Raw genomic sequence first — 15,202 nt, 5'->3', positions numbered from 1 at the left:
TGCATCATTGAAAATTGAGATAAATCAAGTAACTTAGCGAAAGTGTTCCAGCATCGGAACATTTTACAAAACCGTTGGCAATAATTATAAAGAAAATGACGAACAAGTTATTTTACCTTCCGATTTTGATATTAAGTTTCCTATCCTGTAAAACGGAAAGAAAAACAGAAAATGAATATCTCGAAAAATCAAAAACGGACAAAATTGACAATCTCGCTAATCGGTACCTCGAATTAAACCGATTCAGCGGAACAATTTTAGTCGCTGAAAATAATATTATTATATACAATCAAAGTTTTGGGCTAGCTGATTATGAAAATAAAATTTCATTTTCTAATAACACTGCTTTCAAGATTGGAGAAATAACAGAATTTGTCACAGACAATCTTGTAAATAGATTATTAAAAGAAGGAAAAATAAAACTGACCGATAAATTATCTCAATACCTAACAGAAATTGACTCTGAAGTTAGTATAAATGATATACTAAATAAAAATTCCAATATCGATTATAATACTTTGGGCAAGTTAATTGAAAAAGTAAGCAATAAAAGTTATCAAAAAAACATCAAGGAATATAGCCATAAACTAGAATTGGAAAACACCTATTATTCAGAAACAGATTCATCTATTGCTGTGGGATATCTCTATCATAATTATAGAGGAAAAGGACTTGAATTACAGAAAGCACCTATCTATAATTTAGAAAGTGCCTTCAGTAGTAAGGGATTAAAATCTACTGGAAACGATTTAATAAAAATAATAAAGTCAAATCCAAAAGAGTTAAAGATAAATGGTTTTTTAGAGGATGATGGATTTAGTTACTCGTTGGAAAACAATATAGCAAGTAACACTTCAATTGTTATTTTGAGTAATCGTAGACAACCTATTACATCGGAAATCTTGAATGGAATCAATGCAATACTTGAAGATAAAGAATATAGAATTCCTTTATCAAGAAAACCATTTGATATAGATAAAACTATTTTGAAAGATTTTGCAGGTAGTTATTCGTTGAATGAAAATGTAAATTTTGAAGTGTTTAATTCAAATGATAGTCTATTTGTACTAATGGGACCTAACAAAACATATCTTGTTCCTCAATCATCCAATCAATTTTATATGAAACAAATTGATGCCTCAATGAGATTTTTGAGGGATTCAACAAAACTCGTAAATAGGGTTATTCTTTTGAATGGATTTATTGATAGTGAACAAACAGCGAATCGAGTAAAATAACTATTGCCAACACCGTGTATAATTAATTGCTGCGCAAGTGTTTAAACGAAGGATCTTTTCCTACAATTCACTATATTGTATAACGGAAAAATAATCGCGTACCTGTACGCAACTAACCATACACAAACACGTTGGCAATAATTATGACCCTAAATCATCCTTAATACTACACGGAAATTTTAAGTATTTATGAATATCAAGTATACACTCTTATTTTTTATTTTATTCTTAGCCTGTAAAAATGAAATTTACTCGGACAAAAATAAAACTGTAACTATTGATCAGGGAAATACAAGTCTATATTTTAAAAATTCATTTGAAAGAGGAATTATAAACGATTCTTTAGCAGCAATAAATTTTGATAAAGGAAATGAAGAAAGCTCTAAAAACAACTTTAAAAAAGCTAAAGTACTATATGAATTCGCAAATGATATTGAACCGAATAATACTAGCATAATAAATTGTTTAGCTTTAGTAAATGCAAAATTGAATAACCCAGTAAAGTCAACTGAATATTTTGAAAAAGCTCTAAAGATTGACAGTTTAGACCCAATAACTTTTTTAAACTACGGCTTTTGTAAAACTAAAAATAACGAATTTGAGAAAGCAATTGAACTTTATAAAAAAGGTGTGAGTCTTGAACGAAGTGGTGAAAAAAGGGCCTATTTTTATTATAATATGTCACGAACATACTACAAAGCTGATGAGATTGAAAAAGCCAAAATACATATCAACAAAGCAATTGAATTGATTGATGAAAAATTAATAAAAAAAGAAATTCTGAAATTTAGAGATATACTAAGCGAAGAATAACTATTGCCAACAAAGTAAACCTTCCAATGCTTAGTAGATTTACAATTCAGAAAAAACAAGCATCACTCCTATTCGGGAAATTTCAAGTAACTTAGTGAACGAAATACGCATCGGAAAGCTTTACAAAACCGTTGCTTACTATAACTCTGAAACTGTTTTAGGAATCCAATTTTCTTCATTTCAACTTTACACAGACCAATCCGGTGAATCGCTAGTGGAATTTTTCGGATTGAAAATTTTCAGTTTGATTAAAATGAGTTCGGATTTTAAAATTTCAGAATTGAGCTGGATACTTCTGACTGAATTGCGGAAAAATACTCTGACGAATTTTAAGCGGATTTGAGCAACTTTCGCGGAATTCTATTGCGTAGTGTTACGTTGAATGAAATACGGAATAAAAACTGCTTCTCTTCCACTCTGCTGTTTCGTTACAGTAAGCAACAAAGTATAATCGCCCAATGCTTCGGATTTTCCTAGTCGGAAAATACTTGTATGATTCAAATTGGGATAATTTAACTAATTTAGTGAAAGCGTTTCAGCATCGGAGCGTTATACAAAACCGTTGTAGCCAATTAAAGAACAAAATAGAAAATCATGGATAAAGCACTACAAACAATGATTTCTAATATGCCTGAAAAAACAGGAAAATCATTAGAGCAATGGAAAGAAATTTTAAAAGAAAAATCTTTTTCTAAACATTCAGAAGGAGTAAAATTTTTAAAAACTGAATACAGTGTTACTCATGGTTTTGCGAATACAATTGTTTCTCTTTCGAAAGAAGATGACAATCCTTCAGAAAATCTTGTTGAATCTCAATACAAAGGAAAAGAAAATCTATTTCCAATATATGAGAAACTAATGAATCATCTGAAAACTTTAGGTTCTGATATTACTATAACTCCCAAAAAAGGAAGTGTAAGTATTATTAGAAAACGACAATTTCTATTAATAAAGCCTGCAACCAAAACGAGAATTGATTTAGGATTCAAACTGAAAGACAAACCGACAAATGAAAGACTAGAAAATTCAGGACCTTTTGGTACTATGTGCACGCACAGAGTGAAAATATCCGATTTAAAAGAGGTTGACAATGAATTAAAAGTATGGATAAAAGAAGCTTACGAAAAATCAATTTAGACAACTGGCTACAACAAAGTAAAAAATCCAATGCCTAAATTGTTCTTTTCGGAAATAACAAGCATCACTCCTATTTCGATAATTTAAACTAACTTAGTGAACGAATTCCAGCATCGGAATTTTATACAGAAACGTTAGCGGCAACCATCAGTGACGTTAACGAAAATAAATCAACTTCCAAATAAAGATATAAAGGCCAAAATGAAATTATGATTAAATATCTCATTAGCAGACAAATTATATATAGTTTACTAATACTAGTATTTTACATCTCTTGTAATGGACAAGTCAAAACTAAACCAACAGATGATTTGAAAAATACAGATGCAATTACTATTGGAACACCTAAACTTCTAAAAACACAAGGTTCTGGCGTTAGTCATAATGTACATTGTAGTCTTAAAGATACAGAAGGAAATCTTTGGTTTGGCACCACTGGGGAAGGTGTTTATTGTTATGATGGTAAATTATTCACTCAATTTACTATCGGTCTAAATACTAATTCTGTTGGGTCTATTTTAGAAGATCATAGTGGAAATATTTGGTTTGGAACCGATGATGGTTTATATAAGTTTGATGGAAAGGAGATAATTGCTATCCCTTTTGAAAAAACAAATTCAAGAGTTACAATACTGTCTATGATGCAGAGTAAAAATGGAATACTTTGGTTAGGCACTAATGAAGGAGTTTATACGTATAAAGAGAAGGTGTTTTCTGCTTTTCTAAACAATGAAAGCATACAAAACGGTGATCGTTTACATCTTAAAAACACTGAATCATTGTTGGAAGATAAAAACGGAAACATCTGGTTTGGTTCGTATGTAAGTGAAGGTATATCCTTTTTTGATGGTAAGACTTTAGCTCGACTTAAAGCAAATGTTACTCTAAAGCATTTTGGCTATGTGAGGATCCCATCTATTATGGAAGATAGCGCTGGATTTATTTGGTTTGGAACTAGTGATGGAGCTTTCCGTTTCGATGGAAAGGAGTTAACCAAAATTGGTAAAAAAGAGGGTATCAATAGTGTGTATTCTATTGTTGAAGATAAAAATGGAAATTTTTGGTTTTCAACAGAGAGCATAACCGGACAAATTGACGATACTGGTGGAGTTTGGCGTTACGATGGGAAATCGTTTACTCAATTCACAACAAAAGAAGGACTTGTTCATAATGCTGTATTTTCTATTGTTGAAGATAATGATGGAAACCTTTGGTTCGGGACCAGAAACACAGGTTTAAGTAAATACGATGGGGAAAACTTCACAACATTTTCTGAATAGAAAAAGAACTAAAAATTTGAATAATCAAAACTTTCGAGAAAAATATGGCAGCCGCTAACAAAGTAAAAAATCCAATGCTTAAATTGTCCATTTCGGAAAAAACAAGCATCACTCCTATTTGGATAATTTAAACTAACTTAGTAACAGAATTCCAGCATCGGAATTTTATACAAAACCGTTGCTTTCCATTGTTCCGAAAAGTGCGAGTTCGGAAAAATTTAGATCTGAAAATATTAATGACCAATCTGGTGAATCGCTCGCGGAATTTTCTGAATAAAGGTCGTTTCTGAAAAATCTGTAAGCGAATCAAATCAATTTAAACTCGATAATTCTGACTGAATTTCTGAATCAATTTCAATAAAAATTCGTCCATCGGATAACTCCGTTTTAATCTGAACGTTTTACCAAAGCTAGTTTGCGGCAAAGTATTGTAGGTCACAACGGAAAAGCAACAAAGTAAAATGTCCAATGCTTCGGATTTTCCTATTCGGAAAATACTTGCATCACCGAAATTTGAGATAAATAAACTAACTTAGCAAAAGTGTTCCAGCATCGGAACATTTTACAAAACCGTTAGCGGTAATATGAACAAAACATCGTAATAAAATTAGACATTTGAAAAAAATACTCTTCGGGCTTTTATTAATTTCAACTTGGTATTGTTCTGCTCAACAAAAAAGAACTTTAATTGACACATTAGCCATTGAAAATCTGATTACCAAAACATTTGACAAAAAAGAAATTGTTGGAGCTTCAATAGTTATTGTAAAAGAAGGAAATGTATATTACGAAAAAGGATTTGGCTTATCCAAAAAAAATGGTGCTAAAATGACACCAAAAACATCTTCAGCAATAGCGTCGATGACAAAGTCTTTTACTGGTATTGCAATAATGCAGCTTTCAGAAAAAAGGCTAATTGATTTGGATGAAAAGGTTACACATTATCTGCCAAATTTCAGAGCTTCTAACGCAGACTATTCCAATCAAATAAAGGTTAGAAATTTACTTTATCATTCAAGCGGATTTTCACAACTTAATGGGAATAGGTCTTGGAATTGGGCAGATATGAGTGAAAACGCTTTAGATAATGTAGTTTCGGATTATGAGAATGTAAAACTAAAAAGCAAACCAAACGAAAATCCACAATATTCTAATGCCAACTATCACATTTTAGGGCTAATTATAGAAAAGATATCAAAACAGCAGTTTGAACAATATATCGAAACAAATATTTTAGAACCTCTGGAAATGGATAATACCTTTTTTGGCTATCCAAATTCAATAAATGATAATATTGCAAATCCAAATAGACTGATTTTCGGATTTGCCACAAATCATAGCCATAATCCGAGATTATCCAGAAATTTTTATCCCGTTGGAGGACTTTACTCAAGTGCAGAAGATATGGGTAAATATTTGAACGCTGTTCTTGATAAAGATAAACGTTTGCTTTCAGAAAACGGATTTGACCAAATTTTCAAAATAGACAAAAATGAGAGAACAAATCACGGCGAATTTGGTTGGGTTCGAAATTATGGAAAATCTGAATTCTTTTATCACGCAGGTCAATTTGAGGGAGTTGAGAGTAATATGCTAATCATTCCGTCCGAAAAAATTGGACTTGTTGTCCTATCAAACACATCAGGCGGTAATTATGCTACTAACAGAATAAATAGCTTGATAAATGGTCCAGGTGAAATTCTTTTAGGTTATGAACCACCATCAAATTTTATTCTAATTGAAAATATTATTTTTTGGACGGTAAGTATTATACCAGTTATTTTTGTTTTTCTCATCGGAAAAATGTTATTCAAAAAAAGGGAACAGCAAAAAAGAAAATGGAATTTTATCATTCCCATTTTGATTTTTGCGATTCTTGCGTTTCTTTTTATTATTTATATTCCAAGGCAAAACGCAATTTACATAAGTGGATTATTGAACTATATGCCAGATGTGGGATATCTGTTTGTTGTTACGACAGTTTTATCTTTGACTTGGGCAATTTTAAAAATCCAACAAACAAAAAGAATACGTGAAAATACTACCGCTAACAACATATATAAAAAATAGCGGTTTAATCGCTTAATCCAAACAAAATGAATAAATTAAAGGTCTGTTACAATCCGAAAAGTTAGTGAGTAAAATCCGCTACTTTTCATATACAAACACGTTGTAAGCAATAAGACAGATCACAGGAAGGATTGCTTTTCGATGTTTATTCGGAAGACCACTTTTCACTATATCAATCTGAGTTAGGATAAATCGGATTGCCAAGCTTTTGCGATTGCATCGTGGAGAGTTCGCACTCTCAAAACGTTGTTACGCTTCAAAAGCTTGTCGAAGGTAGTGATTGATTTTTGGAAAATCAAGTAACGGACTGATATAGTGAAAAGTGGTAGTATGAATTCATGAATTGACATCGAAATGTTTTGGACTCAGCTTATATTCAACCTTATAAACTGAATAAAAAACAAAAAGCAGAGGTAAATGCGTTATCTGACTGACTACGTATTCTCTGAATCATAAGGCCTGGCCGAATACTGCATACAACTAGGGTATATAATTTATTTTGCCATAGGGATAAATGGATTATATTTTAGTACTTTTAATTAAAGATTAAAACAACTGAAAATATTGCCTGATAAAGGCAAAACAAATCATATACTTTACCGTTGGCATTCAGTATCGCTGAACTGAATTCTTTCCGAATATCTGAAAACATAACATTTTAAATTCGTCTAGCCGGTGAGTCGCTAACGGAATTTTTCTATCCGAAAAATTCGCAGAAAAAATCAATTCTTTTCTTTGATTAAAATTTCAGCTTCTGAATTCAAGTCCATGAAAATTTATCAATCGGAAAGTGTTGTTTGCTTCTGAATAGATTGTAAAAGCAAGTTTGCGGCAAACTCTTGTGGGCAATACCGAAAAGCCAACAAAGTAAAAAGTCCAATGCTTCGGATTTTCCTATTCGGAAAATACTTGCATCACTGAAATTTGGATAAAATAAACTAACTTAGCTAAAACGTTCCAGCATCGGAACTTTTTACAAAACCGTTGTAGCCAATTTGAGAAAATGATTCTAAAAATTAAGAAAATTTACCATTCAATCGAAAAGTTTTCATCCGAAAGACCTATTCTCTTTTGGCTAATTACACTTCTCGTCACTACTATTCCTTTTCTTGCAACTTGGAAATATATTAAAGCATTTCTAAATCAAGAATATGTTTTTAAAGGTTATGAATTCTTAATTCTAATTTTGATTCCTTTCGCTCTAATTGGAATAATTAAACTACTGACACCGAATAAATTTATACAGAACATACTTAAGGACTTGAATTCAATGAAAAGCGTATTGGACAAACCATTTGAAATTGAAAGAAGCGGATTTATGAATAATGACAAATTCACTGAAAAGTACTATCATTCTGAAATTATTGAATTTTTTGACAAGTACAATGAAATCGTTTTGGAATTAAGGAAAAGGAATTCAAGAAAATTTGGAGAAATTAAAACTCGCGATGATATTCCAAAAGTCGGAAAAGATTGGGTTCCAGTAACCCGAATGCAAGTTATTAAAAGTGATATTGAATTATTAATAAACAAACTGAATTAAAAAAACTGGCTACAACAAAGTAAAGCTTCCAATGCTTAGTTGATTTACTGTTCCGAAAAAACAAGCATCACTCCTATTTGGGAAAATTCAAGTAACTTAGTGAACGAATTCCGCATCGGAAAGCTTTACAAAACCGTTGTAAGCAATAAGACAGATCACAGGAAGGATTGCTTTTCGATGTTTATTCGGAAGACCACTTTTCACTATATCAATCTGAGTTAGGATAAATCGGATTGCCAAGCTTTTGCGATTGCATCGTGGAGAGTTCGCACTCTCAAAACGTTGTTACGCTTCAAAAGCTTGTCGAAGGTAGTGATTGATTTTTGGAAAATCAAGTAACGGACTGATATAGTGAAAAGTGGTAGTATGAATTCATGAATTGACATCGAAATGTTTTGGACTCAGCTTATATTCAACCTTATAAACTGAATAAAAAACAAAAAGCAGAGGTAAATGCGTTATCTGACTGACTACGTATTCTCTGAATCATAAGGCCTGGCCGAATACTGCATACAACTAGGGTATATAATTTATTTTGCCATAGGGATAAATGGATTATATTTTAGTACTTTTAATTAAAGATTAAAACAACTGAAAATATTGCCTGATAAAGGCAAAACAAATCATATACTTTACCGTTGCTTACAATGGCTCCGAATTGACTCAAGCCGAATACATCTAAATGAAAATCATATTTTGTTTCTGACCAATCTGATGAATCGCTAGCGGAATTTTTCCATCTGAAAAATTCTCAGTTTCATGAAAGCGAATTATTAATCTAATATTTCGGAATTGAGCTTGACGCTTCTGAATGGATTGCGGAATCTTAATCTGACTGAATTTAAGCCGATTTAAGCCATTTCTCATGAATTGTGTTGCGTAGTGTTACGCGGAATGAAATACGGAATTAGACTGCTTCTCTTCCACTCTGCTGTGTCGCCAAAGTAAGCAACTAAGCATACACTCCATTGCTTCGGATTTTCCTTATCGGAAAATACTCGCATGAACCAAATTTAGTTATCTTTAAAAAACAAATGCAAAAACTCCCAGCAACGGAAGTATATGCAAAACCGTTGCTTACAATGGCTCCGAACTGACTCAAGCCGAATAAATCTAAATGAAAATCATGTTTTGTTTCTGACCAATCTGGTGAATCGCTCACGGAATTTATAAATCTAATATTTCGGAATTGAGCTTGATGCTGCTGAATGGATTGCGGAATCATTCTCTGACCGAATTCAAGTCGATGTAAGTCATTTCTTCTGAATTGTGTTGCGGAGTATTACGCGGAATGAAATGCGGAATGAAAACTACTTCTCTACTACTCTGCTGTGTCGCCAAAGTAAGCAACTATGCATACACTCCATTGCTTCGGATTTTCCTTATCGGAAAATACTCGCATGAACCAAATTTGGTTATCTTTAAAAACAAATGCAAAAACTCCCAGCAACGGAAGTATATGCAAAACCGTTGTAAACAAGTTAAAAATGAACCAAAATCAAGAACTGAAATCTAATGACGAATTAACCGATCTTATAAAAAGTAACGGAATAAATACTTGGAATGAATTAACCAATTTTGTTAAAAAATTACCTTACGGAAGAAATAAAGATAGATCAGATTTTAGTTTGGTAATTACCGAAAAGAAAGGTACTTGTAGTTCAAAACATGCTTTACTCAAAAGGCTTTCTGACTTAAATAATATTTCTAGTGTTGAATTAGTTTTAGGGTTATATAAAATGAATAATTCGAACACTCCAAAAATTGGTGCAGAACTGACCGAGAAATCTATAGAGTTTATTCCAGAAGCTCATTGCTATCTTAAAGTTGATGGAAAACGAATTGATTATACAACTGATAAATCTGAATTTGAAAAAATCGAAAAAGATATAATTCTTGAAAAAGTAATCGAACCTGAACAAGTTTCTGAATTCAAAGTAGAATTTCATAAAAACTTTATCAAGAAATGGTTGAAAGAGAATAACTCAAACATTGAATTCAAAAAACTTTGGGAAATTAGAGAGAAATGTATTCAAAATTTAGCGGAATAACCTGTGTACAACAAAGTAAACCTTCCAATGCTTAGCTTAGATACTTTCCGAAAAAACAAGCATTACTCCTATTCGGGAAATTTCAAGTAACTTAGTGAACGAATTCCGCATCGGAAAGCTTTACAAAACCGTTGTAAGCCATTTGAAAAAACCTATCGCCCTAAAATAAATCAATTAAAGTTCAAATTTATTTGTTAAATCATATACGATATACTATATTTGATTTATGTTACAAAAAACAATATTTAGAAAATCTATTAAAGATATTCTTGTGAAGTATATGCTGAATGGCAATTTTAAACCAACCGAGCGTTTGTCTTTACCCAAAATTGCCTCAGAATTAGAGATAAGTGTTACACCAATTCGAGAAGCACTAACCCAACTAACGGAAATAGGAATAGTAACATACATAGCAAATAGAGGTTTTTTTGTTACTGAATTAAGTGAGTCTGGAGCTATGGAATTATATCAAATTATTTCGATTTTAGAATGCGAAGCTATAAAGAACTGTGCCTACAAAACAGAACAAATCAATGAGTTGTCCGAAATAAATGAGAAATTTAAAATTGCTCCCACAAATGCAGATAAAATTGAATTTGATACATTATTTCATCAAAAACTAATTGAAGATTATACTAATAAATCAGCAAAGAAGATTATTGAGGACATTAGAATTAAGCTCTCTGTATATGAACTTAAGTTTATGGGTTTAGAAATATCTAATGAGTCTTATATGATGCATAAAAAAATCATTCGGTATTTAAGCCAATCTAATATTATTGAAGCGACAAAAGAATTAAACAATAATTGGAAAGTTAGCATAGAGCATTTCAAAAAATAAAAAATAGGGTATTAAAGAAAGCGTTTATAACCATCCTTTTATTTATTACGCTTTTAATCTGTCAATCAAAAACATCGACCAATGAAAAAACATTTTTTAATTACGTTAACAGCTATCGCTTTTCTCTTACATTCCTGTAATTCTTTTGGACAAGATAAACCAATAGGACAAATTCCATTCACACTAAATGATAACGGCCTCATAGTCATAACCTTAAAAGTAAATAACCAAGAGGTTTCTAATTTCGTTTTAGATACAGGAGCTTCTGTAACTGTTATCGATAAAAGCATAGCAACTCAATTTAACTTACCTTTGAAGAAGGAAACATATCAATCCATAGGCACAAGTGGAGTTACAGAAAATAGAAAAAAAACACAAAAACAAAGTGTCTCTTTAAACGATAAAATAGTTTTGGAAGGTTTGGAAATGATGGTAATAGACCTTTCACATCTCGGCGAAATCAATGGTATAATTGGTTTCGATTTATTCAAAGAATTTGTAACTGAAACTAATTTTGACACAAAAACCATTAGCTTCTTCAAGCGTAAAGGTAAACCTAACACCAAAGGATATAAGTCTATAAAATTTGTAGAGTCATTCTGTACTCCTGAAATTGATATTTCAGTCGTGCTTCCTAATGATGAGTCATTTACTGGAAAAGTAACCTTTGATACAGGTAACGTTAGGTCACCTCTTATATTTAATTCACCTTTTGTCAGTCAAAACGATTTAAGTTCTAAATTTAATGCTCTTTTAAAGTCTGAATCCGAATCAACCGGAATCAATTCTGGCTTTAAATTAAAAAAGACCACAGGTGTTATATCTCAAATCAAGATTAAAGATTTCGATTTATTGGAAATCCCTGTGGGACTTTCTAATGATAGTCAAGGAATGCTATCAAAAGACAAGTATATGGGCAATCTTGGACTACAATACATAAGTAAGTTCAATTTCATATTAGATTACAACAGAAAGAAAATCTATTTAAAACCAAATAATTCATACAATAATGCTTTTGATTTTCCATTGAGTGGTATCGTTTTACAAGAAAAGGAAAATGGAATATTTATCAAGTCAATTGCTAAACCAAGTATGGCGAGTGATAAAGGTCTAAAAGTTGGTCAGCAATTGATTTCCATCAACGGCGCTGAAAATAAGGATATACGGTTTTACAAAAAGCTATTGAAAAATGAGGGGGAAAAACTTTCGATTGTTGTAAAATTAAAAGATGGTTCATTAAAAACTGTCGAAATTTCACTAACGCGATTGATTTGAAACCTATATAAGTTACTTTTGATTTGAATTAAAATTATTAAATCGGAGTAAAAAAAACGGCTTACAACAAAGTAAAGCTTCCAATGCTTAGTTTATTTACTATTCTGAAAAAACTAGCACTACTCCTATTCGAGAAATTTCAAGTAACTTAATGAACGAAATCCGCATCGGAAAGCTTTACAAAACCGTTGCTTACAATGGCTCCGAATTGACTCAAGCCGAATATTTCTAAATGAAAATCATGTTTTGTTTCTGACCAATCTGGTGAATCGCTAGTGGAATTTATCAATCTAATATTTCGGAATTGAGCTTGATGCTGCTGAATAAATTGCGGAATCTTACTCTGACTGAATTTTAGTCGATTTAAGCCATTTCTTCTGAATTGTGTTGCGGAGTATTACGCGGAATGAAATGCGGAATGAAATGCGGAATGAAAACTACTTCTCTACTACTCTGCTGTGTCGCCAAAGTAAGCAACTAAGCATACACTCCATTGCTTCGGATTTTCCTTATCGGAAAATACTCGCATGAACCAAATTTGGTTATCTTTAAAAAACAAATGCAAAAACTCCCAGCAACGGAAGTATATGCATAACCGTTGCTTACTATAACTCGGAAACTGTTTTAGGAATCCAATTTTCTTCATTTCAACTTTATAAAAACCAATCCGGTGAATCGCTCGCGGAATTTTTAGATCCGAAAAATTCTCAGTTTGATTAAAATGAGTTCGGATTTTAAAATTTCAGAATTGAGCTTGATACTTCTGACTAGATTGCGGAAAAACACTCTGACGAATTTTAAGCGGATTTGAGCAACTTTCGCGGATTTGTGTTACGGAGTGTTTCGCGGAATTAAATACTGAATAAAATCGGTTTCTTTCCCACTCTGCTGTTTCGTTACAGTAAGCAACAAAGTAAAATGTCCAATGCTTCGGATTTTCCTTTTCGGAAAATACTTGCATCACTGAAAATTGAGATAAATAAACTAACTTAGCGAAAGTGTTCCAGCATCGGAACATTTTACAAAACCGTTGTAAAACATTTCAATGAAAAGTTTCAATACCAAAAATAATTTATACTTCTGGAATGGATATTTGATAATATTGATTTTAGCAGTTTTTCTATTCTTGTCATTTTACCATTTGCAGTCAGAATTTAAAGTGAACTTTTTTTTAGTTTTTTACATACAACTCATCGGAATTATTTTTTTACTTTCTTATTTCTTTGAGAAGAATAATTTTATTTTCAAATATGCAATGAAAATTTGTGAAAATTCTGTTCCCAAAAGTAGATATATGGCTTTCTTTTATTTTGGTTTAGCAACAATTTTATCATTATCATCTTTATAGAATAAAATTTGAATGAGTAGAATCCCAATCGACATATCGAAATCTAAAAAAGCTGGAAAGCTGATTATAAGGCAATGGTTTCTTGAAAAATTATTCGAATACCTACTTCCATTAATGATTGTAGGAATGTTTCCTTTTATGGCGATGATGGAGTTCAATTCGGATTTAAACAAAAATGAACCATTTGGACTTTCTCTTTCTTTTATGATTTTATCGCTGATAATTGGAGGATTGATGATTTATTCAATTTTCAATGTTTATAAGTTAAAACGGATTAAAGGAATATCGAGAGGAAAAAACTCAAATCTGGTTAAACAAATTGCGAAAAAAAATAATTGGAATATCTTTTCGAGTAATCAACAAATGACAATTCTAAACTTAACATGGAAAGAATCTAGCGGATTTGATTGGGGAAAACAATTGACAATAATCTATGATGAAAAAGACATACTCGTGAATTGTATATCGTTCGGGCTTCATTCAAGTCCATCACCATTTCATTGGTTTGTAAATAGAAGAAAAGTAAATAAACTAACAACGGAATTTAAAAGCGGAATAAAAAACGTTTTACAACAAAGTAAACCTTCCAATGCTTAGTTGATTTACAGTTCCGAAAAAACAAGCATTACTCCTATTCGGGAAATTTCAAGTAACTTAGTGACTGAAAACCGCATCGGAAAGCTTTACAAAACCGTTGCAAACTATACTTCCGAACCAGTTTTATATGAAAATTTTAAATCATCTAAAATTGTGAACTTACCAATTCGGTGAATCGCTAGCGGAATTTTTCAATCCGAAAAATTCTAAGTTTATGAAAACAATTGAACAATCTAATATTTCGGAATTGAGCTAGATACTGCGGAATGGATTGCGGAATTCACTCAAACGGAATTTAAAACTGATTTGAGCAACTTTCGCGGAATTGTGTTGCGGAGTGTTGCTCGGAATGAAATGCTGAATGAAAACTGCTCTACTTCCACTCTGCTGTGTCAGTACAGTTTGCAACAAAGTAAAAAGTCCAATGCTTCGGATTTTCCTATTCGGAAAATACTTGCATCACCGAAATTTGGATAAAATAAACTAACTTAGCTAAAACGTTCCAGCATCGGAACATTTTACAAAACCGTTGCAAACTATACTTCCGAACCAGTTTTATCTGAATATTTTAAATCATCTAAAATTGTGAACTTACCAATCCGGTGAATCGCTAGCGGAATTTTTCAATCCGAAAAATTCTCTGTTAGATTAAACCATTTTAGAAATCTAATATTTCGGAATTGAGCTTGAGACTGCGGAATGGATTGTGGAATTCACTCAAACGGAATTTAAAACTGATTTGAGCAAGTTTCGCGGAATTGTGTTGCGGAGTGTTGCGCGGAATAAAATGCTGAATGAAAACTGCTCTACTTCCACTCTGCTGTGTCAGTACAGTTTGCAACAAAGTAAAATGTCCAATGCTTCAGATTTTCCTATTCGGAAAATACTTGCACTACTGAAAATTGAGATAAATCAAGTAACTTAGCGAAAGTGTTCCAGCATCGGAACATTTTACAAAACCGTTACCCAACATTTGAAAAAAGCTACTTACATACAATTTAAAGCTCCA

General features: G+C 31.9%; 10 protein-coding genes. All 10 read left to right on the top strand.

Annotation, left to right across the window (positions count from 1 at the left end; all coding sequences use genetic code 11):
• Window positions 1-74: 74 nt before the first annotated feature.
• The 10 genes from ACY2RS_RS15185 to ACY2RS_RS15140 all read left to right on the top strand — a co-directional run bounded on the left by ACY2RS_RS15185 (window position 75) and on the right by ACY2RS_RS15140 (window position 14,193).
• Entirely contained in the window at window positions 75-1,238 is a 1,164-nt protein-coding gene (locus tag ACY2RS_RS15185) for a serine hydrolase (RefSeq protein ID WP_490099517.1), read from the top strand.
• A 189-nt stretch (window positions 1,239-1,427) separates the two neighbouring features.
• Window positions 1,428-2,051, top strand: a complete 624-nt coding sequence (locus ACY2RS_RS15180; RefSeq protein ID WP_490099516.1) for a tetratricopeptide repeat protein — start codon at window positions 1,428-1,430, stop codon at window positions 2,049-2,051.
• Between the two features lie 594 nt (window positions 2,052-2,645).
• Window positions 2,646-3,188 carry a DUF4287 domain-containing protein gene (locus tag ACY2RS_RS15175; RefSeq protein ID WP_490099515.1) on the top strand — a complete coding sequence of 181 codons (543 nt, stop codon included), beginning with the start codon at window positions 2,646-2,648 and terminating at the stop codon, window positions 3,186-3,188.
• 209 nt (window positions 3,189-3,397) lie between these two features.
• Entirely contained in the window at window positions 3,398-4,468 is a 1,071-nt protein-coding gene (locus tag ACY2RS_RS15170; RefSeq protein WP_490099514.1) for a ligand-binding sensor domain-containing protein, read from the top strand.
• A 615-nt stretch (window positions 4,469-5,083) separates the two neighbouring features.
• Window positions 5,084-6,538, top strand: coding sequence for a serine hydrolase domain-containing protein (locus tag ACY2RS_RS15165; RefSeq protein WP_490099513.1), 1,455 nt, complete (start codon window positions 5,084-5,086; stop codon window positions 6,536-6,538).
• Between the two features lie 1,003 nt (window positions 6,539-7,541).
• Window positions 7,542-8,081: a hypothetical protein gene (locus ACY2RS_RS15160; RefSeq protein WP_490099512.1), complete on the top strand. Its 540-nt coding sequence runs from the start codon at window positions 7,542-7,544 to the stop codon at window positions 8,079-8,081.
• A 1,400-nt stretch (window positions 8,082-9,481) separates the two neighbouring features.
• Complete coding sequence (locus ACY2RS_RS15155) at window positions 9,482-10,132, top strand: hypothetical protein (protein ID WP_490099511.1); 651 nt, start codon at window positions 9,482-9,484, stop codon at window positions 10,130-10,132.
• Window positions 10,133-10,358: 226 nt separating this feature from the next.
• The gene (locus tag ACY2RS_RS15150) at window positions 10,359-10,973 is read left to right on the top strand and encodes a GntR family transcriptional regulator (protein WP_490099510.1); all 615 of its coding nucleotides are present in this window, start codon (window positions 10,359-10,361) and stop codon (window positions 10,971-10,973) included.
• Window positions 10,974-11,054: 81 nt separating this feature from the next.
• Window positions 11,055-12,248 carry an aspartyl protease family protein gene (locus tag ACY2RS_RS15145; RefSeq protein ID WP_490099509.1) on the top strand — a complete coding sequence of 398 codons (1,194 nt, stop codon included), beginning with the start codon at window positions 11,055-11,057 and terminating at the stop codon, window positions 12,246-12,248.
• A gap of 1,360 nt (window positions 12,249-13,608) precedes the next feature.
• Window positions 13,609-14,193: a hypothetical protein gene (locus ACY2RS_RS15140; RefSeq protein ID WP_490099508.1), complete on the top strand. Its 585-nt coding sequence runs from the start codon at window positions 13,609-13,611 to the stop codon at window positions 14,191-14,193.
• Window positions 14,194-15,202: the final 1,009 nt, after the last annotated feature.

This window comes from Patiriisocius sp. 208BN25-11, from assembly GCF_058147145.1.
Note: the sequence above shows the minus strand (reverse complement) of the source record. Positions and strands in the feature narration are given on the sequence as shown.

Coding starts and splice junctions, on each gene's coding strand:
- ACY2RS_RS15155 (WP_490099511.1), top strand. CDS start 9,482: ATGAACCAAATTTGGTTATCTTTAAAAACAAATGCAAAAACTCCCAGC.
- ACY2RS_RS15180 (WP_490099516.1), top strand. CDS start 1,428: ATGAATATCAAGTATACACTCTTATTTTTTATTTTATTCTTAGCCTGT.
- ACY2RS_RS15140 (WP_490099508.1), top strand. CDS start 13,609: ATGAGTAGAATCCCAATCGACATATCGAAATCTAAAAAAGCTGGAAAG.
- ACY2RS_RS15160 (WP_490099512.1), top strand. CDS start 7,542: ATGATTCTAAAAATTAAGAAAATTTACCATTCAATCGAAAAGTTTTCA.
- ACY2RS_RS15145 (WP_490099509.1), top strand. CDS start 11,055: ATGAAAAAACATTTTTTAATTACGTTAACAGCTATCGCTTTTCTCTTA.
- ACY2RS_RS15150 (WP_490099510.1), top strand. CDS start 10,359: ATGTTACAAAAAACAATATTTAGAAAATCTATTAAAGATATTCTTGTG.
- ACY2RS_RS15170 (WP_490099514.1), top strand. CDS start 3,398: ATGATTAAATATCTCATTAGCAGACAAATTATATATAGTTTACTAATA.
- ACY2RS_RS15175 (WP_490099515.1), top strand. CDS start 2,646: ATGGATAAAGCACTACAAACAATGATTTCTAATATGCCTGAAAAAACA.